General features: G+C 61.9%; 18 protein-coding genes. 12 read left to right on the plus strand and 6 right to left on the minus strand.

Annotated elements, in window-relative coordinates:
- Positions 1 to 8: 8 nt before the first annotated feature.
- Genes LG661_RS01970 through LG661_RS01985 form a run of 4 tightly spaced genes read right to left on the minus strand, consistent with a single transcriptional unit; the run spans position 9 to position 3630 of the window.
- On the minus strand, positions 9 to 821 hold the full coding sequence (locus LG661_RS01970; RefSeq protein ID WP_230530183.1) for a nucleotidyltransferase family protein: 813 nt from the start codon (positions 819 to 821) through the stop codon (positions 9 to 11).
- A gap of 2 nt (positions 822 to 823) precedes the next feature.
- Positions 824 to 1933, minus strand: a complete 1110-nt coding sequence (locus LG661_RS01975; protein ID WP_230530184.1) for a CgeB family protein — start codon at positions 1931 to 1933, stop codon at positions 824 to 826.
- Positions 1930 to 2529 carry a histidine phosphatase family protein gene (locus LG661_RS01980; protein WP_230530185.1) on the minus strand — a complete coding sequence of 200 codons (600 nt, stop codon included), beginning with the start codon at positions 2527 to 2529 and terminating at the stop codon, positions 1930 to 1932. Before LG661_RS01980 ends, LG661_RS01975 begins: the two co-directional genes overlap by 4 nt.
- Positions 2530 to 2547: 18 nt before the next feature.
- A complete protein-coding gene (locus tag LG661_RS01985; protein ID WP_230530186.1) occupies positions 2548 to 3630 on the minus strand; it encodes an inositol-3-phosphate synthase in 1083 nt (360 codons plus the stop codon).
- 337 nt (positions 3631 to 3967) lie between these two features.
- On the opposite strand from LG661_RS01985, the gene LG661_RS01990 reads away from it, so the two are divergent.
- From LG661_RS01990 to LG661_RS02035, 10 genes are all read left to right on the plus strand, one after another.
- The gene (locus LG661_RS01990; protein ID WP_230530187.1) at positions 3968 to 5080 is read left to right on the plus strand and encodes an NAD-dependent epimerase/dehydratase family protein; all 1113 of its coding nucleotides are present in this window, start codon (positions 3968 to 3970) and stop codon (positions 5078 to 5080) included.
- Positions 5077 to 6192 (plus strand): SDR family NAD(P)-dependent oxidoreductase, encoded by a 1116-nt coding sequence (locus LG661_RS01995; protein ID WP_230530188.1) that lies wholly within the window; start codon positions 5077 to 5079, stop codon positions 6190 to 6192. Before LG661_RS01990 ends, LG661_RS01995 begins: the two co-directional genes overlap by 4 nt.
- A 37-nt stretch (positions 6193 to 6229) precedes the next feature.
- The gene (locus LG661_RS02000; RefSeq protein WP_230530189.1) at positions 6230 to 7366 is read left to right on the plus strand and encodes a glycosyltransferase family 4 protein; all 1137 of its coding nucleotides are present in this window, start codon (positions 6230 to 6232) and stop codon (positions 7364 to 7366) included.
- Complete coding sequence (locus tag LG661_RS02005; protein ID WP_230530190.1) at positions 7363 to 8475, plus strand: CgeB family protein; 1113 nt, start codon at positions 7363 to 7365, stop codon at positions 8473 to 8475. Before LG661_RS02000 ends, LG661_RS02005 begins: the two co-directional genes overlap by 4 nt.
- Complete coding sequence (locus LG661_RS02010; protein WP_230530191.1) at positions 8472 to 9566, plus strand: CgeB family protein; 1095 nt, start codon at positions 8472 to 8474, stop codon at positions 9564 to 9566. Before LG661_RS02005 ends, LG661_RS02010 begins: the two co-directional genes overlap by 4 nt.
- 5 nt (positions 9567 to 9571) lie before the next feature.
- Positions 9572 to 10669, plus strand: a complete 1098-nt coding sequence (locus LG661_RS02015; RefSeq protein ID WP_230530329.1) for a CgeB family protein — start codon at positions 9572 to 9574, stop codon at positions 10667 to 10669.
- A 112-nt stretch (positions 10670 to 10781) separates the two neighbouring features.
- On the plus strand, positions 10782 to 11813 hold the full coding sequence (locus LG661_RS02020) for a UDP-glucuronic acid decarboxylase family protein (protein ID WP_230530192.1): 1032 nt from the start codon (positions 10782 to 10784) through the stop codon (positions 11811 to 11813).
- Between the two features lie 132 nt (positions 11814 to 11945).
- Positions 11946 to 12773 carry an ion transporter gene (locus LG661_RS02025; protein WP_230530193.1) on the plus strand — a complete coding sequence of 276 codons (828 nt, stop codon included), beginning with the start codon at positions 11946 to 11948 and terminating at the stop codon, positions 12771 to 12773.
- Positions 12774 to 12895: 122 nt separating this feature from the next.
- The gene (locus LG661_RS02030; RefSeq protein ID WP_230530194.1) at positions 12896 to 13927 is read left to right on the plus strand and encodes a mechanosensitive ion channel family protein; all 1032 of its coding nucleotides are present in this window, start codon (positions 12896 to 12898) and stop codon (positions 13925 to 13927) included.
- Between the two features lie 6 nt (positions 13928 to 13933).
- Positions 13934 to 14470 (plus strand): DUF421 domain-containing protein, encoded by a 537-nt coding sequence (locus LG661_RS02035; RefSeq protein ID WP_230530330.1) that lies wholly within the window; start codon positions 13934 to 13936, stop codon positions 14468 to 14470.
- A 19-nt stretch (positions 14471 to 14489) separates the two neighbouring features.
- On the opposite strand, the gene LG661_RS02040 is transcribed toward LG661_RS02035, so the two are convergent.
- The gene (locus LG661_RS02040; protein ID WP_230530195.1) at positions 14490 to 15677 is read right to left on the minus strand and encodes a YihY/virulence factor BrkB family protein; all 1188 of its coding nucleotides are present in this window, start codon (positions 15675 to 15677) and stop codon (positions 14490 to 14492) included.
- A gap of 340 nt (positions 15678 to 16017) precedes the next feature.
- Here LG661_RS02040 and LG661_RS02045 point away from each other — a divergent pair, with 340 nt between their 5' ends.
- Complete coding sequence (locus LG661_RS02045) at positions 16018 to 16866, plus strand: endonuclease/exonuclease/phosphatase family protein (RefSeq protein ID WP_230530196.1); 849 nt, start codon at positions 16018 to 16020, stop codon at positions 16864 to 16866.
- A gap of 341 nt (positions 16867 to 17207) precedes the next feature.
- Here LG661_RS02045 and LG661_RS02050 read toward each other — a convergent pair whose 3' ends face one another.
- On the minus strand, positions 17208 to 18836 hold the full coding sequence (locus tag LG661_RS02050; protein ID WP_230530197.1) for a hypothetical protein: 1629 nt from the start codon (positions 18834 to 18836) through the stop codon (positions 17208 to 17210).
- A gap of 616 nt (positions 18837 to 19452) precedes the next feature.
- On the opposite strand from LG661_RS02050, the gene LG661_RS02055 reads away from it, so the two are divergent.
- Positions 19453 to 20712, plus strand: coding sequence for an oligosaccharide flippase family protein (locus LG661_RS02055; protein WP_268995422.1), 1260 nt, complete (start codon positions 19453 to 19455; stop codon positions 20710 to 20712).
- The last annotated feature ends 29 nt before the right edge of the window (positions 20713 to 20741 follow it).

The raw sequence follows: 20741 nt of genomic DNA on the forward strand, positions 1-20741 counted from the left end.
GGCGAAAGCTACTCCCTGCTCAGATCGTGAAGACCGCGCGGCATCCGGCCGGCCGGCCAGCCCAGGGCGACGCGGGCGCCCGTGAGGTTTTCATGCTGGGCGGCCTCGCTCAGAAGCCCGATGGCGGAGCGATAGCCGTGCAAGGTTCCGACATCGACATACGACTCGCCAGCCTTGACGCCAACGGCTTCGCCGCCCTGTTCCAGATAGGCGTTCACGAGAGTGCCGAAGTACTCGTCCTCGCCGTTTCGGGCCTGCCAGAGCCGGTGCAAATCTTCGAGCACGCGACCCGGCATCTTGAAGGCGCCCCAGATCCAGTTGGACGATGCATCCTGCCGCTTCACCTGGATCTCGCGCACATGCATCGTTTCGTCGAGCACCACCGCATCGAAATATTGCGGGTACTCGACCGGGAAGAGGAGGAAGGAGAGAACACCTTCGGGCAGTTCCGCCAAGGCTTTCTCCGGGAACCATACGGTGTCGGGGAGCCCGACGATCACGCTCTCATCCGGCGGGATCAGGGGGGCGGCCCTGAAGATCGCATCGCACAACCCGCTCGCCTGCGGCTGAACCACATAGGCAATAGAGGCATCGCCATAGCTTGCGCCGTAATACTCCATGATGTCGGACTTGCCGGGGGAGATCACGAAGCAGATCTTGTCGGCTCCGCCATGGATCATCCGCTCGACGAGGTACTCGCTGACCGCGCAAGGTCGCTCGACGCCGTTGTCGAGGCGGCTGCCGACCGGCAGAAGCTCCTTCGAGAAGGCAAGAGGCTGGATGCGGCTTCCGATTCCGGCCGCGGGCACGATACCCCACATGGTCAGGCCTCCATCATGGCTGCGGAACTGCCGTCCGGAGATGCAGGGGAGCTAGCGCTCTCGAGCAGCATCTCAAGCTCCTTCGCCCTGCACGCGGATGTGTGCTCTGCGAGCGTTCTCTCCCGGCTCGCTTTCGCGATGCGCTGCAGTTCGGCCCTGGTGAGATCGAGAGCATCCACCGCCTCCTCCGTCGTCCGGGCAATGAGGATCTCCTCTCCAGGCTCGAAGAAGCTGTCCAATCCCTCCCAGTCGTCGGATAGAAGGGGCACGCCGCAAGCCGAGGCCTCGAAGAGCCGCCCCGACGGGCACCAGCCCATTTCAGCCATGGCCTGCCGGGTAATGTTGAGCGTGAGGCGCGACGACGAGAAGAATGCCGGATGCTCGGAAGGGGGCAGGTGCTTGACGAAGTAGATGTTGGGCTGCCAGGGAAAATCCTGCGGATACTGAGCTCCGCCGATCAGGAAGCGGAGGGAAGGCCGCAAGGTCGCAGGCTCGATGAAGAGACGCTCCAGCGCCGCCTGCCGGTCCTCCGCATAGGTTCCGAGGTAGGACAGGTCGGAGGCATAGTGCTCCTGGGCCTGAACCGGACGATGCACATCCGGATCCACATGCCCGTAGAGCGGCGCGACCCGCTGCGCGCCGAGATCCGTCTGCAGACGGTCCAATGCACCGCCGCCGGTGTAGCTCAGGACGAGGTCGAAGTCCTTGAGGCCCCGTGGCCCGATATAGGGCACGGCCTCTTTGGCCTGGAGGCGGGAGAGGGTGACGGGAGTGTCCAGATCGTAGAAAATCCGCAGCCCGCGCGCTTCATCGAGCAGCAGCTCCGTCGCTGCAAGTCCATCCGGGCAATAGGATGTCACCATGGCGGCATTCGCATCGGCGATTTCAGCTTTTGCTCTGGACTGCACGGAGGTCCACTCGTCATAGAGCACGAGATCTCCTCCAGGAAGCTCGAAGAGATCGCGGTTCATGGCGTAGTAGGGCACATCCTTCTCGAAGAAGACCACCCTATGCCCCTGCCGGGCGAGGGCACGGCACAATCCCCGCCAGAGCGTTGCATGGCCGTTGCCCCAGGACGACGAGATGGTGAGGCCGAACACGACGATCTTCATGCGGCGACCACCTCGTTCATGCGGAGAACCTTGGAGCCCCACTCGCCGACGGCAAGGGTGCTGATGGAGGCAGGCTCGACCTCGATGCGCGAACAAGCGTCGATGGGGAGTCCCAAATGATAGAGCAGGGCAGCCTTGATTACGTCCCCATGGCTGACGAGGACGATCCTCCTTCCCGGATGGAGGGCGCGAAGTTCCTCTATCGCTCCGACGATTCGTATCTGCGCCTCCAGCATCGTCTCGCCTCCGGGAGGCCGGCTGACGCTGCGCGCGTTGTTCCACGATCTCCAGCGGGGGTCGTCTGCAAGGGCTTCGAAGTTTTTGCCGGTCCAGGAGCCGAATTCGATCTCCATGATGGCTTCGCAGGCTTCAGGGGTTAGCCCGACGCGCTCGGCAATTGGCTCAGCCGTCTCGCGGGCGCGCTCGAGCGGGCTGGTTCGGATGCAGGCGACGTCCTCGCGGGCAAGCCTCTCGGCCAGGCGCTGCGCCTGAGACCGCCCGAGGGCGCCCAGCGTCACTCCTGGCATCCTGCCGCACAATACCGTCCCCACCCGGTCATGGGCCGCATGACGCACGAGAAGGAACGTGGTTGTCATGCGCGTGCCTCCCCGGTCTTATTCATCGTCGCCGTTGACGAAACGGATGGTCCTCTCGCGAGCCTCGTTGTCGGTGAACTGCTGCGGCGGCGACTTCATGAAATAGCTGGACGGGCCTGTAAGCGCGCCGCCGATCTTGCGGTCCATGGCCAGCTTCGCGCATCGGACGGCATCGATGACGATACCGGCGGAGTTGGGCGAGTCCCACACTTCCAGCTTCAGCTCCACATTGAGCGGAACGCCGCCGAAGGCTGTGCCTTCCATGCGGATATAGGCCCATTTGCGGTCTGTGAGCCACGGCACATGATCGCTCGGGCCCACATGGATGTCGCTGGCGGGGAGGGGGATGTCGAGCTGGCTCGATACGGCCTGAGTCTTGGAGATCTTCTTCGATTCCAAGCGCTCCCGCTCCAGCATGTTCTGAAAATCGGTATTGCCGCCGAAATTGAGCTGATAGGTGCGGTCGAGCCGCACGCCGCGCTCGCGGAAGAGGTTCGCGAGCATGCGGTGGACGATGGTGGCGCCGACCTGGCTCTTGATGTCGTCGCCGACGATGGGCAGCCCCCGCTCCTCGAAGCGCTTGCGCCATTCGGGGTTGGAGGCGATGAACACGGGGATGCAGTTCACGAAGGCGCAGCCTGCCTGGAGCGCCCGCTCCGCATACCATTCGGTCGCCTTCTGAGAGCCCACGGGCAGGTAGGAGACGAGAACGTCCGTCCGCGACTGCTTCAGGATTTCGGTGACCTCTGCCTCGTCTACCTGGGATTCCTCGATCTCGTCCCGCAGATACTTGCCGAGGCCGTCAAGGGTCTTGCCGCGATGGACGATGATGCCGCTCTCAGGCACGGAGGCGAAACGCTGCGTGTTGTTGGGGCTGGCGAAAATGGCCTCGGAGACGTCCCGGCCGACCTTCGAAGCGTTCACATCGAAAGCGGAAGAAATCTCGACGTCGCCGATGTGGTAGCCGCCGAGTTCGACATTCATCAGCCCGGGAATGGGCTCATTGCCTTTCGCGTCCTTATAATAGGAGAGACCCTGTACGAAGGACGAGGCGCAATTGCCGACGCCCACGATTCCGACGCGGACCTTTCTCGAACTCATAACGGATCTCCTTGTGCGGCCGCATGGAGCCTCGCCACTCAAGGGCTAATCCGGAAGGCGAACTAGCACCTTCCGGCCCGGCAACAATTCTCCAAGCTTGGCCGTCAACGTCCGAATGGCTCCGGTTGTTCCGCTCCTGACCCCTCCCTTTGAGACTCTTGTCTTCCGGGACCGGCGCCCAACCTACCCGAGATGCAGGAACAAAGAAGAAGCTGCCGCGTTGGCATGGCGTAAGGCCAAGCTTGGAGGGGCAGCCTTCATGGTGCCCGCCATCTCACTTGGTCTGTCCTGGCACTTTCCTCGGCATTGAGCCGCAAAACTGATCCGGAGGCAACACGTGGCGGATACGATCCTCATCACCGGCGGCGCGGGCTTCATTGGCCGCTATGTTGCGCGCGCCTGTCTGGAACGCGGGCATCGTGTTCGCGTGCTCGACAGCCTGATCGAGCAGGTTCATGGGGAGAAGACGCAGGCCGATGGACTGGATCCCGAAGTCGAGGTCGTCGTTGGTGACGTGCGCGACGAGACCGCGATCCTGCGGGCCCTGAAAGGGGTCACCAAGGTTGTCCACCTTGCGGCCGAGGTCGGCGTCGGCCAGAGCATGTATGCCGTCGACCGTTATATCTCCGTAAACGATTACGGCACGGCTGTCCTCTTCCAGCAGCTCATCGACAACCCGGTGAAACGCGTCGTCGTGGCTTCCTCCATGAGCATCTACGGAGAGGGCCTTTATCGTGATGCGGAGGGGCGGATCATGGAGGACGTGATTCGCACGCCGCGCACGAAGGAGAGCGACCCTTGGGATCCGCTGGATTCGAAGGGCCGTCCGCTTGTTCCCGTGCCAACGCCCGAATGGAAAAAGCCTGCGTTGGCGTCCGTCTATGCCCTGTCGAAGTATGTCCAGGAACGGCTCACCCTGACCCTCTGTCCGGCTTACGGCATGGAGGGCGTGGCGCTCCGGCTTTGGAACGCGTACGGGCCGGGGCAGGCCCTGTCCAATCCCTATACCGGCGTTCTCGCCATCTTCGCCTCGCGGCTCCACAACGGCCAGCCGCCGATGATCTTCGAGGATGGTCAGCAGCGGCGCGACTTCGTGCATGTGGAGGACGTGGCGCAGGCTTTCGTTCTGGCGCTGGAGCATGAGAAAGCGGCGGGCGGCATCTACAATGTCGGCAGCGGCCAGGACCGAACGGTTTCCGAAGTGGCGGAGCTCCTGGCCCAGGCCATGAACAAATCCATTGCGCCGGAGATCGCCGGCAAGGCGCGCATCGGCGACATTCGCCACTGCATCGCCGACATCACCAGGATCCAGCAGGAATTGGGCTACAAGGCGAAGAAGGACTTCTCGGAAGGTCTTGCGGAGCTCGCCGAGTGGGTCGCCCAGCAGGAGGCGAAGGACCTCGTGCAGGAAGCCCGCAAGGAACTCGAAGCAAGAGGCCTTGTGGCATGACAGAGTCGCGTCCCCAGAGTAGCGCACCCGCCGTTCTCCGCCGCAAGCCCATCCTCATCACCGGTGGAGCCGGCTTCATCGGCTCCAATCTCGCCGACCGTTTTGCGAGCGAGGGCCACGATGTTTTGGTCTACGACGCGCTGGCGCGCCCGGGCGTCGACCGGAATCTCGAGTGGCTGAAAAAGCGGCATCCGGGCAAGGTCTCGGCGGTCATCGGCGATATCCGCGACGAGACGGCGGTTGCGGATGCAGCCGGCGAGGCGCAGGCCGTTTTCCACATGGCCGCGCAGGTTGCGGTCACGACGAGTCTCGCCGATCCGCGCGAAGATTTCGAGATCAACATTCGCGGCACCCTGAATCTCCTCGATGCGCTGCGCCGGCGTAGCGAGCCTATACCCTTGATCTTCGCCTCCACGAACAAGGTCTATGGCGACCTCGCGGATGTGGAGCTCGATAAAACGAACGATGCCTATGTCCCGCGGGACCCGGCGATCCGCGATAAAGGCATTGGAGAGGCACGCCCGCTCGACTTCCACACGCCCTATGGCTGCTCGAAGGGCGCTGCCGACCAGTACGTCCTCGATTATGCCCGCTCGTTTGACATCCCGACCTGCGTGATGCGGATGAGCTGCATCTATGGCCAGCGGCAGATGGGAACAGAAGACCAGGGCTGGGTCGCTCATTTCCTGATCCGTGCGCTCGAAGGCGAGCCGATCACGATCTACGGAGACGGCTGTCAGGTTCGCGATATTCTCGATATTTCCGATGCTGTTTCAGCCTATGCCTCTGCCTGGAAGCATATCGGCTCCGCGAAGGGGCGCGCCTTCAATCTCGGTGGCGGGCCTTCGAACGCGATTAGCCTGAAGCAGCTCATCGTTCACATCGAAGATGTGATCGGACGCCCAGTGGAGGCGATCTATTCCGACTGGCGTGCCGGAGATCAGCGCTATTACGTCTCCGATACCCGGCTCGCGGCCGGTGAACTCGGGCTCAAGCCCCCCATACCTTGGCGCAAAGGCATCGCGAATCTTGCGCGCTGGCTGCAGGAGGAGCGAGTGTCCCTGCCAGCGATGCCTGACATCCGTCTGCAGGCCGTAGGGGCGCTGTCATGAGCGCCGCGGACCTATGCATCGAAGTCTCGGAGGCCGCATGTCGGCATCCGTAACCGGAAATCGAAAACTCCGCGTGCTCATGACTGCCGATGCAGTGGGCGGCGTTTGGCAGTATGCGCTTGATCTGGCGGAGGGACTGCGCCTCCAGGGCGTGGAGACGATCCTCGCCGTGCTCGGGCCCACTCCGTCCGAGGACCAGCGGGAGACCGCACAGAAGGCCGGTATCGAGCTGCTTTTGACCAGCCTGCCGCTAGACTGGACGGCCGATGCTCCGCATGAGGTCGAGGAAGCCGGTCGCGTCATTGCGCGCATCGCTCGTGATCCCGCACCGGACATTGTTCATCTCAATAATCCGGCCCTTGCGGCAAGCGCCGCATTCGAGGTTCCCGTCGTTGCCGTCTGCCACTCCTGTGTCGCTACTTGGTGGCAGGCAGTTCGCGGCGGTCCTCTGCCGGATGAATTCGTCTGGCGCACGGATCTCCTGCGGCGGGGGTATGAGAGGGCCGACAGGCTGCTTGCTCCGACCGCCGCCTTCGCGCGCCTGACCGCTCAAAGCTATGATTTGAAGGAGATACCGGTCGTCGTTCGGAATGGCCGTCGTATTTCGCAGATCGAGCGACGGGCTTCGAGCCAACCGTTCGCCTTCACCGCCGGCCGCCTGTGGGACGAGGGCAAGAACCTGGCCTGTCTCGACCGCGCAGCCTCGCGCATCGCAATTCCTGTGCTCGCCGCCGGGCCTCTCCAGGGCCCCAATCGTGTGTCCGCTGCGGCCCATCATGTCAGGGCGCTCGGCCGTTTGAGCGATGCGGAGGTTGCCCGGTATCTTGCCGAAGGGCCGGTTTTCGTCTCGACCGCCCGCTATGAGCCCTTCGGTCTCGCCGTCCTCGAAGCGGCCCAGGCCGGCTGCGCTCTCATCTTGTCCGACATTCCCACTTTGCGGGAGCTGTGGGAGGACGCCGCCGTCTTCGTGCAGCCTGATGATGACCAGGCACTGGCTGGTGAGATCCAGCGCCTTGCGCAGGAGTCCGAGGCGCGGCGCGCTCTGGGAGAGGCCGCGGCCTTGCGGGCCCGCACATACAGCGTGGAGGCCATGAGCGCCGGGGTGCTCTCCGCCTATCGCGCTCTGCTTCCATCGAGAACGGACAGATCCCCGTTGGAGGGGGCGGCTGCATGAAGTTCGTCTATTTCACCCATTCCCTTGCCTCCTGCTGGAACCACGGCAACGCCCATTTCCTTCGCGGCGTGCTGCGCGACCTCATCCGTCGCGGCCATGAGGTTGTCGCCTATGAGCCGGCGGGCTCCTGGAGCCTGGGGAACCTTCTGGGCGATCACGGCAAGGCAGGGCTCAAAGCCTATCAAAGCCTCTATCCGGAGCTCAGCTCCCGTTTCTTCGATCCGCAGATCAATCTCGACGAAGCCCTGGGCGACTCCGATGTGGTCATCGTGCACGAATGGAACGAACCATGGCTCGTTGCCGCCATCGGCAAGATGCGCAGGAGGGGCGCGAATTTCACGCTCCTCTTCCACGACACCCATCACCGTGCGGTCAGCGATCCCAATGCCATCCGCCAGTTCGACCTCGACGGCTATGACGGCGTTCTTGCCTTCGGCGAGACCCTGGCCGAGGTCTATCGCCGCTGGGGCTGGAGCAGCCGTGTCCATGTCTGGCACGAGGCTGCCGATACGAGGCTCTTCCATCCGCCTGCCGAGGAGATAGAGCGTAAAGGACTCGTCTGGATCGGCAACTGGGGCGACGGCGAGCGCAATGCGGAACTCGAAAGCTTCCTCTTCCGCCCTGCACGGACGGTCGGACTGCCGCTGGAAATCTATGGCGTCCGGTATCCGGATCATGCGCTCGACATGCTCTCCCGCTATGGGGTGACCTATCGTGGCTGGCTCCCTAACGCCCGCGCGCCGGAAGTCTTTGCGCGGCATCTTGCAACCGTGCACGTGCCGCGCCGGTTCTATGTGGACATGCTGCCAGGCATCCCGACGATCCGCGTCTTCGAGGCCTTGGCTTGCGGCATTCCCCTCGTCTCGGCACCCTGGCACGACTCGGAGGGCTTGTTCAGCCCCGGAACCGACTATCTGGTCGCCAAGGACGAGAGTGAGATGGAGCGTCATCTCACGGCTATCCGCCAGGATCCGGATCTGCGACGTTCACTCGTCGAGAGCGGCCTTGCCGCCATCCGCAGCCGCCATTCCTGCGCCCACCGGGTCGATCAGCTCCTCGCCATTCTCGATACGTATCGCGCTGACGCGCCACTGGAGATATCTGCATGAAGATCGCGTTCTACGGTTCCAGTCTTCTGTCGTCCTACTGGAACGGCGCCGCCACCTATTACCGGGGCATGCTCAGCGATCTCGCGCGCCGCGGCTATGACATCACCTTCTATGAGCCCGATGCCTTCGACCGCCAGCAGCATCGGGACATCGAGCCGCCGGAATGGGCGGAAGTGAAGGTCTACCCGGCGACGGAGGCCGCCATGCGCAGCGTGGTCGCCGAGGCTGCGAAGGCCGACGTGGTGGTGAAAGCCTCGGGTGTCGGCGTCTTCGACAAGGAATTGCTGGAAGGCGTGGTCGCCTCTTCCCGTCCCGACGCGATCCGCATCTTCTGGGATGTGGATGCGCCTGCGACCCTCGCCGAACTGCGCGAGAGCCCGGATCATCCCCTTCACCGCACGATGCCGGCCCTCGATCTCGTGCTGACCTATGGCGGCGGCCCGCCGGTCATCGAGGCCTATGAGAGATTCGGCGCACGCCGCTGCATCCCAATCTACAATGCCCTCGATCCTTCGACCCATCACCCGGTGCCGGCTGACGAGCGCTTCAGGGCGGACCTGTCCTTCCTGGGCAACCGTCTGCCGGATCGCGAAGCCCGCGTGGAGCAGTTCTTCCTGGAGCCTGCCGCACGCCTGCCAGACCGGAGCTTCCTCATCGGCGGAAACGGCTGGGAGACCAAGGGCATGCCGTCGAACGTGCGCCATATCGGCCACGTCTATACGCGCGATCACAACGCCTTCAATACCAGCCCGCTCGCCGTACTCAACATTGCCCGCGATTCCATGGCCACCACCGGATTCTCGCCGGCGACGCGTGTGTTCGAGGCTGCGGGTGCAGGCGCATGCCTCATCACCGACGCCTGGATCGGCCTCGAACTCTTCCTCAGGGAAGGCGAGGAGGTTCTGGTCGCGCGTGACGGCAAGGACGTCGCGGACCATGTGGAGGCGTTGACGCCCGAGCGCGCCAAAGCCATCGGCGATGCAGCGCGGGCGCGGATCATGGCCGAGCACACCTACGAAAGGCGCGGCGCGGAAGTCGATGCGATCCTGCGGAAGGAAGCGTCCCTGAAGCGCGAAAGGAGCGTCGCGTGAGTTCCATGCGCGTCGTCGTCCTCGGTCTCAGCCTGTCCTCATCCTGGGGCAATGGCCATGCAACCACCTTCCGGGCTCTGCTGAAGGCGTTTGCTGCGCGCGGGCATGAGATCGTCTTCCTTGAGCGTGACGTGCCCTGGTACGCCGCTCATCGGGACATGACCGACCCGGAGTTCTGCCGCCTCGAATTCTATTCGAGTGTGGAGGATCTGAAACGGTACCGGGACACGATTGCCTGCGCGGATGCCGTGATCCTAGGGTCCTATGTGCCTGACGGCGTCGCCGTGGGCCGCTGGGTTCAGCGCAACGCCAGGGGTGTAGTCGCATTCTACGACATCGACACACCGGTGACGCTCGCAAAGCTCGAGAGAGGCGACTACGAGTATCTCTCCCCCGGCCTCATTCCCGATTACGATATCTACTTCTCATTTACCGGCGGCCCCACCCTTGAGCTTCTGATGGAGCGCTACGGCTCGCCCTCGGCACGGGCCCTCTATTGCTCCGTCGATCCAGAGGCCTATCCCGTGCTCGATGGTGAGAAGCGGTGGGACCTCAGCTATCTCGGCACCTACTCTCCCGATCGGCAGCCGGTATTGGAGCGACTCCTGATCGAGTCTGCAAGGCGCGCGCCGCATCTCCGCTTCGTCGTGGCGGGCCCTCAATATCCAGCCGGCATCGAGTGGCCTGCCAATGTGGAGCGCATCGATCACGTGCCGCCGAGCGCTCACCCGACCTTCTATGCGGAGAGTCGCTTTACGCTCAACGTGACGCGCGCCGACATGGTTCAGGCCGGCTTCAGCCCCAGCGTACGTCTCTTCGAGGCCGGAGCCTGCGGAACGCCGATCATCTCTGACATCTGGAGCGGGATCGAGACCATCCTGACCCCTGACTGCGAGATCATTCTCGCCCAGGATGCTGACGATGTGCTCGCGGTGATCGATCAGTGGCCGGAGGATCGCCGCAAGGCTCTGGGACAGGCGGGCAGAAAGCGAATTCTGGGCGAGCACACTGCCGCTCACCGCGCAATGACCCTGGAGCGCGATCTCACTGAGGCCCAGGGCCGGCAGCGCAGGGACCGTGCGCATGCCATGGCGAGTGCATGAGACTATGAATAGATTCTAAGCCGACGTTGAACCAATGCCAAGCTTAGACGTTGGACGAGAGAAAGTTGTAACCAGTAGCCGCTGTCGGTGATCCGCTAAGGAGATCGTCTTCATGAAGAATGGCAAGAGCAAGCATGTCCTTGTTGCAGGCGGCGCCGGATTTCTCGGGTCCCATTTGTGTGATGCTCTTCTCAGCGAAGGCGCTCACGTCATCGCCGTCGACAATCTCCTGACAGGGCGCAGGCAGAACCTCCGTCATCTGGAACGAGAGCCTCGGTTCGATCTGATCGACGCCGACATCATCAAGCCTCTGCCGGCGCGCTTGCGCTCGAAGCGTCTGAAGATCGACGAGGTCTACAATCTCGCCTGCGCGGCTTCTCCGCCGCATTATCAGGCCGATCCCGAGCATACGATGCTCACCAGCGTCGTCGGAACGCACAACCTGCTCACCCTCACCGAGGCGACGGGTGCACGCTTCTTCCTGGCTTCGACCAGTGAAATCTATGGCGATCCGGAAGTTCATCCACAAACCGAGAGCTACTGGGGCAATGTTAATCCGACCGGTCCGCGCGCCTGCTACGATGAAGGCAAGAGAGCGGCGGAAACGCTGACTTTCGACTTCGAGCGCTCGGGGCGCGCCGACGTGCGCATCGCGCGCATATTCAACACCTACGGGCCGCGCATGCGCGCGGACGATGGCCGCGTCGTCTCCAATGTGATCTGCCAGGCCTTGGCAGGAGACGACATCACCATCTACGGCGACGGCAGCCAGACCCGCTCCTTCTGCTACGTGTCGGATCTGATCGACGGCTTCCAGCGTCTCATGGCCTACGAGGGTCCCTTCCCAGGAGCCGTCAACCTTGGCAATCCGGTGGAGCTCACCGTGGGAGACCTCGCCAGCCGGGTTCTCGCCATGACAGGGTCCTCTTCCCGTGTCGTCCGGCGTCCTCTGCCGGTCGACGATCCCCGCCGGAGGCGTCCCGACATCACCCGGGCCAAGCAGCTGCTTGGCTGGAATCCGCGCACGCCGCTCGATGCCGGCCTCAAGGCCACGATCGCTTGGTTCTCGGACGAGCGGGCCAACGACACCAAGGCGGCTCGGGCTTTGACCCTCGAGAACGTCCTGTCTGCAGGACCAGTCTGATCTGCAGATCACGGTCCGGGACGGTATCCGTTCCGCCTTGAGCAGCAGACGCTGAACGAGCCTGCAAACGGCCTTCCGGATCCGTTCGGAGGGCTTGCTGTTGTCTCCGGCGAACAGACCGGAGGCTCCTTGATGCCGAACCCGCCGAACAATCCGACTTCGCAGGTTGAGAGCGACGAGCGCTGGAGCGTCCTGGAGGATCTGGACGATTGGCTGCGCACGCCGATGCTGCTGCTCAGCTTCCTCTGGCTCCTGCTGGTGGTCGTCGAGCTGGCCTGGGGATCGTCCCAGGCGCTCGAGACCTTCGGCTTTGCCATCTGGATTGCTTTCCTCGTCGAATTCGCCGTGCGCTTTGCGCTCGCGCCCGAGAAGTTTCACTTCCTGCGGCAGAACTGGCTAACAGTCATCGCCCTGGCTGTTCCGGCCTTCAGGCTCTTTCGGGCGTTTCGCGTTCTGCGGGTGGCCCGCGCGGCCAGAGGCTTGCGCCTTGTGCGGATCGTCGGAACCGCAAACCGGGGCATGAATGCCCTTCGCGCAAGCCTCCGACGGCGCGGGCTCGGCTATGTTATCGGTCTCACCTGCCTCGTCGCATTTCTCGGAGCCGGCGGCATGCTGGCCTTCGAGCCTGCGTCACAGGTCGAAGGCGGCTTTGAGAGCTATCTGGATGCCCTGTGGTGGACCGGAATGGTGCTGGCCACCATGGGATCCGAATTCTGGCCCAGGACAGTGGAGGGGCGTATCCTCTGCTTTCTCCTCGCACTCTACGGCTTTGCGGTCTTCGGCTACATTACGGCGAGCTTTGCCTCCTTCTTCGTCGGCCGCGATGCGGCCTCAGAGCAGGGCGAGGTGGTCGGCACTGGCGACATTGCCGCCTTGCGTCGGGAGATTGCCGCCTTGCGCCAGGAGATCCGGGGCGAGCAACAGGTGCGCTCCGAAGAGGCAAGGCAGAGCGACAGCTGAACAATACCTGTCGCCGAATGAAGTCCTGAGCCGCAGCCTTCCGGCAATGAACTGGAAAGGCGTCTTTCCGTTACCCCAGGACCGGCTGGAGCGGGAAGAATGCAGGGATACGGGATCAGAGGATGAATAACGCTGTCGAGCCGACCCTGCGCAGGATCGAAGGCTACATCGAAGGCTTCTTCTGGATCCTGCCCAATCTGGGCATAGCTCTCATCGTGTTCCTGCTGTTCCTCATCGGGGCCTGGGCTGCGAAGCGGACCGTCGCCAGTGTTTTTCGTCGGCGGGGCCGCGACGATCTAGGGCACCTGCTCGGGGGGTTCGCCAAGTGGCTCATGGTCGTCTTCGGTCTGCTTGTGGTCGCCACCATCGTGTTCCCGTCCGTGCAGCCTGCCGACATACTAGCCACTCTCGGAATCGGCTCGGTCGCGATCGGCTTTGCCTTCAAGGACATCCTGCAGAACTGGCTTTCGGGTCTCCTGATCCTTTACCGGCAGCCGTTCCGCGTGAGCGATCAGATCAAGTCGGGCGAGTTCGAGGGCACCGTCGAGCGGATCGATGCCCGCGCGACCCTGATGCGGACCTATGACGGCCAGCTGGTGGTGATACCGAATTCGGATATTTACACCCGGGCAGTCGTGGTCAGGACGGCCTTTCCGAAACGCCGTTCCGAGTACGATGTCGGAATCGGGTACGGGGACGACCTTGAACGCGCCTGCAAGGTCATTCTCGGTGCGCTTCAGGATCTGCCCGGCATTGAACCGGACCCGGCGCCGGAGGCGATTCCCTGGGCTCTTGAGGGCTCCACGGTCAACATCAAGGTGCGATGGTGGACGCAGCCTCGCCGGATCGACATCGTGGAGGCGCAGGGCCGGGTGATCAGCGCGATCAAGAAGGCGCTGACCGAAAACGGTATCGACATGCCGTTCCCCACTCATGTCGTGCTGTTCCACGACCAGACTGAAGAGACCGATGGCGACCGCAAGCGGCAGCGCGAGGGCTGGCCCGTTGGCGAGGACCCGCCAAAGGCCCGCCACCTGAACGAGGTGAGGATCGAGCGAACCGGGGTTTCCGGGAAAGAAACATCGAGAGGAGAGACGGCTGTTCAGGGCAAGGGCCCATTCTGGCGTCGTTCCGCAGGCATGGAGTCGGAATAGATGGATATGTTCTTCAGTTCATGGGCCGATCTCGGTCGGGTGCTGGTGGTCGGGGCGCTCGCCTATATCTGCCTTGTCATCATTCTGCGGGTCTCCGGCAAGCGCACGCTCACGAAGTTCAATGCGTTCGACTTCGTGGTGACGGTCGCCCTCGGCTCGACTCTGGCAACCATCATCCTGAACAAGTCCGTCTCGCTGGCCGAGGGAGTTCTCGGACTTGCGCTTCTCGTTCTGCTGCAGCTCGTCATCACCTGGGCGTCGGTCCGCTCCGACAGGTTCCAAAGTCTCGTCAAGGCTCAGCCCGCATTGCTCGTCTACAAGGGCAGGATCCTGGAGGGAGCCATGCGCGCGGAGCGAGTCACGCGCGAGGAGATCCTTGCCGTCTTGCGCGAGAGCGGAGTCAATGATGTTGCCGAGGTCGAGGCGGTCGTCCTGGAGACGGATGGAACGCTCAGCGTTATAAAGAAGCTTCCGAATGACGGTGCCAAGACGACACTTGCCAATGTGCCAGGCATGGATAAGGCGTCAGCTTACCGCTCGTAATTGCTGCCGAACAACGCCGTCAGGTCTTTGCAACGCCGACAGTATCAGCCATGCGGGCGCCACGCTGGCCCAAAGGCTCGACGTGACCTTCTGTCGTATCCTTCGATGTCTGGTGCTCCAGCTCGGCATTGATCTCCGCTCCCAGCAGCACGACGATGCTGGAGATCCAGATCCACGTCATGAAGCCGATTACTGCACCGAGGGAGCCGTAGGTCTCGTTATAGCTCCCGAAATTCGATACGTACCAGGAGAAGAGCATGGAAACGGCAAGCCATAGCACGGCGACGACTAAACCCCCTGGCGTGATCCACTTCCACTCGGGCTTATCGCGGCTGGGGCCGAAGCGGTAGATGAGTGCAAGGCCGAGCACGATAACCAGGAGCAGGGCCGGCCACCTTGCAATCCGCAGGATCCACTCGGTCTGGCTGCCCAGACCGAGGAAGTTCAGGATGACCGGCATAACAACAATCCCGCCGACCGCGATCAGGATGAAGGCAATCGCGCCGAGCGTGAAGGTGAGGGACTGGAGATTGAGCTTTACGAAGCTGCGTTTCTCCTCCTCGTCATAGACGATATTAAGGGCATCGAAGATGGCCTTCATGCCTGCATTGGCGCTCCAGAGCGAGATGAGGAGGCCGAAGATGAACCCGAAGCTCAGTGCGCCGCCTCCCTGAGAGGCGATGCGGGATACCTGTTCCTGGATGATCTGAACGCCGCCGCCGGGCAGGACGCCCGACATGGCGTCCACGTGATTTTGGATCGTCGCCGGGTCTGCGAAGAGGCCGTAGATAGACACGAGAGCAGCGACTGCGGGGAAGATGGCGAGCAGTGCGTAGTAGGTGACGCCGGCTGCGACCGACATGATCCGGTCGTTGCCGAACTCCTCGTAAACCCGCCATAAAATGTCTTTCCAACCGCGCGCCGGCACCTCAGTCGGCGTATCGGCGTGACGACCACGCCCCTTCTCGCCCATGGCCTCCGGTGGAGCATGCTGCTTCTCGGAGAAGCCCCTGTCGACCTTGCGGTGAGAATCGGTCCGAGGCTGGGCTGCATCCCCGCGGGAGCCCTGAGTCGGCCGGGCAGCGCGATGCTCGCCCCCCGTTATGAGTCTGATGAGGGTCCAGCCCAGGACAACCGCCCACATCGTCGCCATCGCGGAGGAGGATTGACTCTCGCCGGATTGCCGGACGGCCGGATTGTCTGCCATGGTTCGACTGGACCTCTTACACTTTGCCCCGGCCTGACTAGCCGGAATTCAATCGTAAACCTCGCAGGGAACAGGGCGGTTCCATGGGGCTCCAGCCGGAAGGCCAAGCTCGGGAGCGCCAATCCTGGCGCCTTGGCGTTCCATCAACACAAACGGGGCTGTGCTGTCTTCTAAGCTTCACAATATGTCTGGATAAGGCGCTTCCAGGGAAGAAGCGGACGAGCCGGACCGGCTTGTTGTCACCGATAGGTGAAACCGCGTTGCCTGTTCTGGTCCTGCCGTCGATCTTCCTCTCTTTAGAATAGCAATCCATTCGAACTTTCGTGTGCAGGATTCGCCAATGAAGCTCGTGACCTGGAACATCCAATGGGGCCTTGGCTGCGACGGCCGTGTCGACCTCGCGCGGATTGTGGAGACGGCGCAGTCCCTCTCCGATGCGGACGTGTTCTGCTTCCAGGAGATCTCCCGGGGATTTCCGGACCAGGATGGCGGCGAGGATCAACCGGCGATCCTGGCGGACCTTCTGCCCGGATACATGCCGATCTTCCGGCCTGCCACGGAGATGACCGATGCGGAGGGTAACCTTCAGATCTTCGGCAACATGATCCTGTCGCGCCTGCCGGTGCTGCAGATCACCAGCCACATGCTGCCCTGGCCCGCCACCGAATGCCGCAGCATGCAGCGCCAGGCTCTGGAGGCAGTGGTCAGGACCTCATTCGGACCCGTACGGGTGGTCACGACCCATCTCGAGTTTCACTCCGTCGAGCAGCGGTCCGCACAAATCGAACGGCTGCGCAGGATTCACGAGGAGAGCACGAGGCGGTCCAAACTCTCCTTCACCGAGGACTCGGCTGGCCCCTACCGGACGAGATCGAGGCCTCTCGGGACAATCCTGTGCGGAGATTTCAACCTGGAGCCGCACGACGACCTGTATGCAGAGATCATCAAGCCGATCGCTCCGGGTATCCCCGGCTTTGCCGATGCGTGGACGGCATACCATGGCAACATCCCGCACGCCCCGACGGCAGGCATTGCAGATGCCGAGCGATGGCCACAGGGTCCGCATTGCCGAGACTACATCTTCGTCACCGACAATCTTGCTGGCCGCATCGCGGGCGTGCAGGTCGATGTCGAAACAACGGCATCCGATCACCAGCCGATCGCCCTCGAGCTGAGCGACGGCCTCTGAGCGCAGGGAGAAAAATCTGCAGCAAGGATGCTAGTCCTGATCGCATCGAAGAGGCATGCGATCAAAAAGAAAGCGCCTCGAAAGGCGCTTAAGGGCGGCCCGTAGGGGCAAAATGGACCGTAGCAAAAAGGTAACAGCTTCGTGGAAATTTCCAAGTCCCTTCGCGTTGCGCCGTATTGTCATCCGGATCGGGATTGATTGCACCGGACCAAATCAGATAGCGCTAGGCTTCCCGTGGGGGCACTACGGGCCAAGGGCTACGATCATGGACCGCAACAAGAGTCCGGGCGTGGCCCTTTATCATTTGGCTATGCCGTCGTGATACATCCTATCCCTGTCCATCATGGGGATGTTGGTGGCGCAGCGTTGCTCATGTAGTCCGGCTCATCCGGTCTAACCAGATAGAGAGTCACTGTCCCCGATCTCACAAGCACGTCGGCGGAAACTCGTGACGGAAGAAAGTTCTCGAGAGCGACGTGCGAGATCGCGTAGGTCTCCGGGCCAAGGTGCGAAAGCTGCAAACGACTGCTCAGGTCTTCAAGGTCCCGCGCCATGACCAGATCCGGGAGCGCAAAACTCTCGGTTCTTATCTTGACCGCAAGATTGGTGAAGACCTGCGGTGAGTTGATATCCTTTCCGGACAGTTCAGCCAGATAAAGATGAAAATAGTGGACGTTCAGATGAGCCGTCGCGGGTGAGGTCGGCTCAAGGTGAAGCAGGTGCTTCAGGTAGGATTGAGTGCGGACGATCGCTCCTTCCTGTTCTTTGTCCAGCGGGGGCACGAAGATCACGGATGCGCCTGAAGGAATTGCTGCTGCAATCGTGCGGTAGGATGCCTGGATTTCGGCAAGGGGCGACCAAACCTGAACCAGGACGACGGTCTTGATCCCAATGACCAGGGACAAGCATCGGATCAACGGTACCGGGGAGCATGTGGCACCAGGCTTTGCATCACGGATCAAGACAAGCACGAAACCCGCGATGGCAGGAACAAGCCGCCGGTCGACGAGATGCACGCTCTGGAGCTGATCCGGCAGAACGAGGTAGAGGAGACAGCATGCCAGAAGTCCGGCGCGGGCCGGGCGGCTGGCGATCAGTCCTCTCTGCCGGACCAGCCAGATAAGGCAGCAGAGAACAACGATCGAGAGCAAGTACTCGGGCAAGACAGGCGTTGTCTTGGCCGTGGAGAAGAGCCCGGTGAACTTCCTCCAGAAGTTCCACTCTGTAGCCCCGGCCTGCCCGGGATCCATGATGCCGACGAGGGCAATGACCACGACCGCGGATGGGAGATGCTGCCGGATAAGCCGCGCCAGAACCGTAATGCGTTCACTGCCACTGGCACTCCGCAGGGATTCCAGGGCCATCCCGGCGCAGAACGCGATGTAGAGCAGGACCGGGAAGATACTAGACAGGCAGAGGACAGTAAGCAGAAGGGCCTGCGTCGTAGGAAAAAGGCGCGACGGATGACTCTCCTGTCTCATGAGCGACGCCATGCCGAAATGCATCAGAGCGAGCCCGAAGAGATAATTGATGAGCCCCCAGTAGAGCGGCTCCGAATACAAGATCAGAAGAATGAAGATATAGATGGGGGCATCTGTCTTCTGTCCCAACGACCGGCGCCAGTACACAGTCGAAGCAAAATAGAGAACCACTGTGCCGCACAGGAATGTCAGCAGCGCAGCGCTTGGCGAAATGATTGTCGTCAGAAGCCCGGTGGCGACATCCATCGCCATGTTTGGGTAAAGCGCCTCTCTGAGCTGAAAGAATTGGGGCTCCCAGCCCTGATGAAATATTCTACTCACAAGCGAGATTCGGAAGAGATGATTGGGGATGTCGACAAAAAAGACGCCGCTCGTCGCGATGATCGGAACGAGAGCCGTCAGTAGGGTCACTGCGCCTATGAGCCTCGTCTTGCCGAACAGTTCGGCCAGTCGCTTCTGCCCGGCCAAGGTTGTGGCGGAAGATGACATTCCGTCTAGTTCCTTCGATCCAATTGGATAGGAGTTCGAGTACGCCCGTCGGTTGTAACCTTAAATGAATACGTGCAGTCGGGATCGTGCTTTCAGGAGGTAGTCCCCTCCACCTCTTGGATTAGCAGGAGAGATGAACCGGCACGGTCGGCCACCTCCATGGGACGTTTCGGGCCGATGCTTGATTCCATAGCTCTGGACAGACCACCGCTCGCATCCATTTGGAGGTAATACGGGATGCGCCTTGTCGTGTCGGCCAGGTGCTGAGAAGCTGAGAAAGCCTTCTCGTATCCGGATTTCGATTTCCCAACCTGATCGAATGAATGGTGCGCAAGATGCTGCGAAACCAAGTCAAAGTTGAACGGGGTAGGGAGCGATATTCATGATGAGGCGTTCGGGCACACGGATCTAGCCGTGCCGAAGGAGAGTAGCGAGGCATCGGAGCTGCTTCTGCTGCACGTAATCGCCTTCTCACGAGAATTGAACATCCAATCGAAAAAGATGCTGAATGGTTCGGAACCTCCAAAGAATTTCTGCTGCTGATTTCAAACGCTCCGGCTGCGCAGCTGTCCTGGCGAGTATCCTCCTTTCAGTAACGGCTGCTACGGGCTGAGCGATGACGTTGCGCAGGCAGGCCGCTGGGTTAACCGTCATGCATGCTGCCGATGTGCTGCAGCCGCTTCTGATCCTTCCCTATGCAGGGCAAATCCTGGGCCCGATTGCATTCGGCCAATACGCCTACGCGCTCGCCATCACCCAGATCGGAAGCATGATTGTGGATTACGGCTTCCATTTCACGGCGCGACGTGCTGCGGCGGCCGCCCGCCACGATCCCATTGCCATTCGCAAGATCATGGCGGAGGTCACGGCGGCGAAACTCATCCTGTTCCTCGGGGTTTCGCTTGTCGGGCTGGCTGCAACCAGTATCAGCCTCGCGATAAGCCTGCCGATATTCTACTGTCTGCTATTGGCGACGCTCGGTGGGGTCGTCTCTCCTGTCTGGCTATTGGTTGCTTTGGAGCGGCCTTGGCGAGCGGCTTGGGCCGTCGTCTTCGCGAGGATCCTTGCGCTCGTTGCCTTTCTCCTGCTCGTCCGCTCCCCGTCCCAGGCCTATGTCGGAGCCGCGATCCAGGTCTCGATTCCACTGGTCACAGCGCTCATCTGCCTTCCCGCCATCCTTGCAATTGGAGTGGACGGCTTCAGGGCATTGAGGCTCCGAGCCATCATCCTGCAGCTCCAAAAGGGATGGCATAGTTTCGCTTCGCTCGCCGCAATGACGGCCACCGTTCTCCTGCCCATCCCTCTTGTCCAGCATTTTGGCGGCTTCGCCGCAGCAGGTCACTATTCCGCCGCGGAAAAGCTTGTAGGCGTTGCACGCCCGGCCTTCCGGATCATGGCGGATCTCTTCATGCCCCGCGTGGCCTATCTGGCGGCTCATGACCCCGACAAGGGCATCGCACTGATCGGACGATCTCTCTGGACGCTTGTCGCAGGCCTGTTCCTCAGCCTCTTCCTGTACGTGGTCGGGCCTTACATCGTGATTCTACTCTTCGGGCCCGAATTTGCCGGTGCAATCAGAATTCTTCAGATTCTGTGCGTCGTTCCGTTCATCGTCAACATCAAGATCTGTATGGCGGATCTCTACATGTTCAATTACGGCTTCGAGAGGGCCTGGACGGCGCTGATCGTCGCCGGACTGCCGGCATTCCTTACTATCTCCTATCTGCTTTCACGCTGGATGGACGCGCAGGATGCCGTTGCTACAGGATTTGTCACAAGCGAGATCCTGATCGCAGCGGTCTCCGCCGGGTTCTTCATCGTCGCAGTCACGAAGAGGCGCCGGAGTGCATCCCTTGCGAAGACAGCCGACGCCTGAAGGAGCAAGCCGCTCATGCCATGTTCCGG

It is taken from the genome of Microvirga roseola (assembly GCF_020866965.1).
In the GTDB taxonomy this organism is placed as follows: domain Bacteria; phylum Pseudomonadota; class Alphaproteobacteria; order Rhizobiales; family Beijerinckiaceae; genus Microvirga; species Microvirga roseola.

What these genes read in the sequence shown, in the direction of transcription:
- LG661_RS01970 (WP_230530183.1), bottom strand. Translation starts at nt 821, where the DNA reads ATGTGGGGTATCGTGCCCGCGGCCGGAATCGGAAGCCGCATCCAGCCT.
- LG661_RS01975 (WP_230530184.1), bottom strand. Translation starts at nt 1,933, where the DNA reads ATGAAGATCGTCGTGTTCGGCCTCACCATCTCGTCGTCCTGGGGCAAC.
- LG661_RS01980 (WP_230530185.1), bottom strand. Translation starts at nt 2,529, where the DNA reads ATGACAACCACGTTCCTTCTCGTGCGTCATGCGGCCCATGACCGGGTG.
- LG661_RS01985 (WP_230530186.1), bottom strand. Translation starts at nt 3,630, where the DNA reads ATGAGTTCGAGAAAGGTCCGCGTCGGAATCGTGGGCGTCGGCAATTGC.
- LG661_RS01995 (WP_230530188.1), top strand. Translation starts at nt 5,077, where the DNA reads ATGACAGAGTCGCGTCCCCAGAGTAGCGCACCCGCCGTTCTCCGCCGC.
- LG661_RS02000 (WP_230530189.1), top strand. Translation starts at nt 6,230, where the DNA reads ATGTCGGCATCCGTAACCGGAAATCGAAAACTCCGCGTGCTCATGACT.
- LG661_RS02005 (WP_230530190.1), top strand. Translation starts at nt 7,363, where the DNA reads ATGAAGTTCGTCTATTTCACCCATTCCCTTGCCTCCTGCTGGAACCAC.
- LG661_RS02010 (WP_230530191.1), top strand. Translation starts at nt 8,472, where the DNA reads ATGAAGATCGCGTTCTACGGTTCCAGTCTTCTGTCGTCCTACTGGAAC.
- LG661_RS02015 (WP_230530329.1), top strand. Translation starts at nt 9,572, where the DNA reads ATGCGCGTCGTCGTCCTCGGTCTCAGCCTGTCCTCATCCTGGGGCAAT.
- LG661_RS02020 (WP_230530192.1), top strand. Translation starts at nt 10,782, where the DNA reads ATGAAGAATGGCAAGAGCAAGCATGTCCTTGTTGCAGGCGGCGCCGGA.
- LG661_RS02025 (WP_230530193.1), top strand. Translation starts at nt 11,946, where the DNA reads ATGCCGAACCCGCCGAACAATCCGACTTCGCAGGTTGAGAGCGACGAG.
- LG661_RS02030 (WP_230530194.1), top strand. Translation starts at nt 12,896, where the DNA reads ATGAATAACGCTGTCGAGCCGACCCTGCGCAGGATCGAAGGCTACATC.
- LG661_RS02035 (WP_230530330.1), top strand. Translation starts at nt 13,934, where the DNA reads ATGTTCTTCAGTTCATGGGCCGATCTCGGTCGGGTGCTGGTGGTCGGG.
- LG661_RS02040 (WP_230530195.1), bottom strand. Translation starts at nt 15,677, where the DNA reads ATGGCAGACAATCCGGCCGTCCGGCAATCCGGCGAGAGTCAATCCTCC.
- LG661_RS02045 (WP_230530196.1), top strand. Translation starts at nt 16,018, where the DNA reads ATGAAGCTCGTGACCTGGAACATCCAATGGGGCCTTGGCTGCGACGGC.
- LG661_RS02050 (WP_230530197.1), bottom strand. Translation starts at nt 18,836, where the DNA reads ATGTCATCTTCCGCCACAACCTTGGCCGGGCAGAAGCGACTGGCCGAA.
- LG661_RS02055 (WP_268995422.1), top strand. Translation starts at nt 19,453, where the DNA reads ATGACGTTGCGCAGGCAGGCCGCTGGGTTAACCGTCATGCATGCTGCC.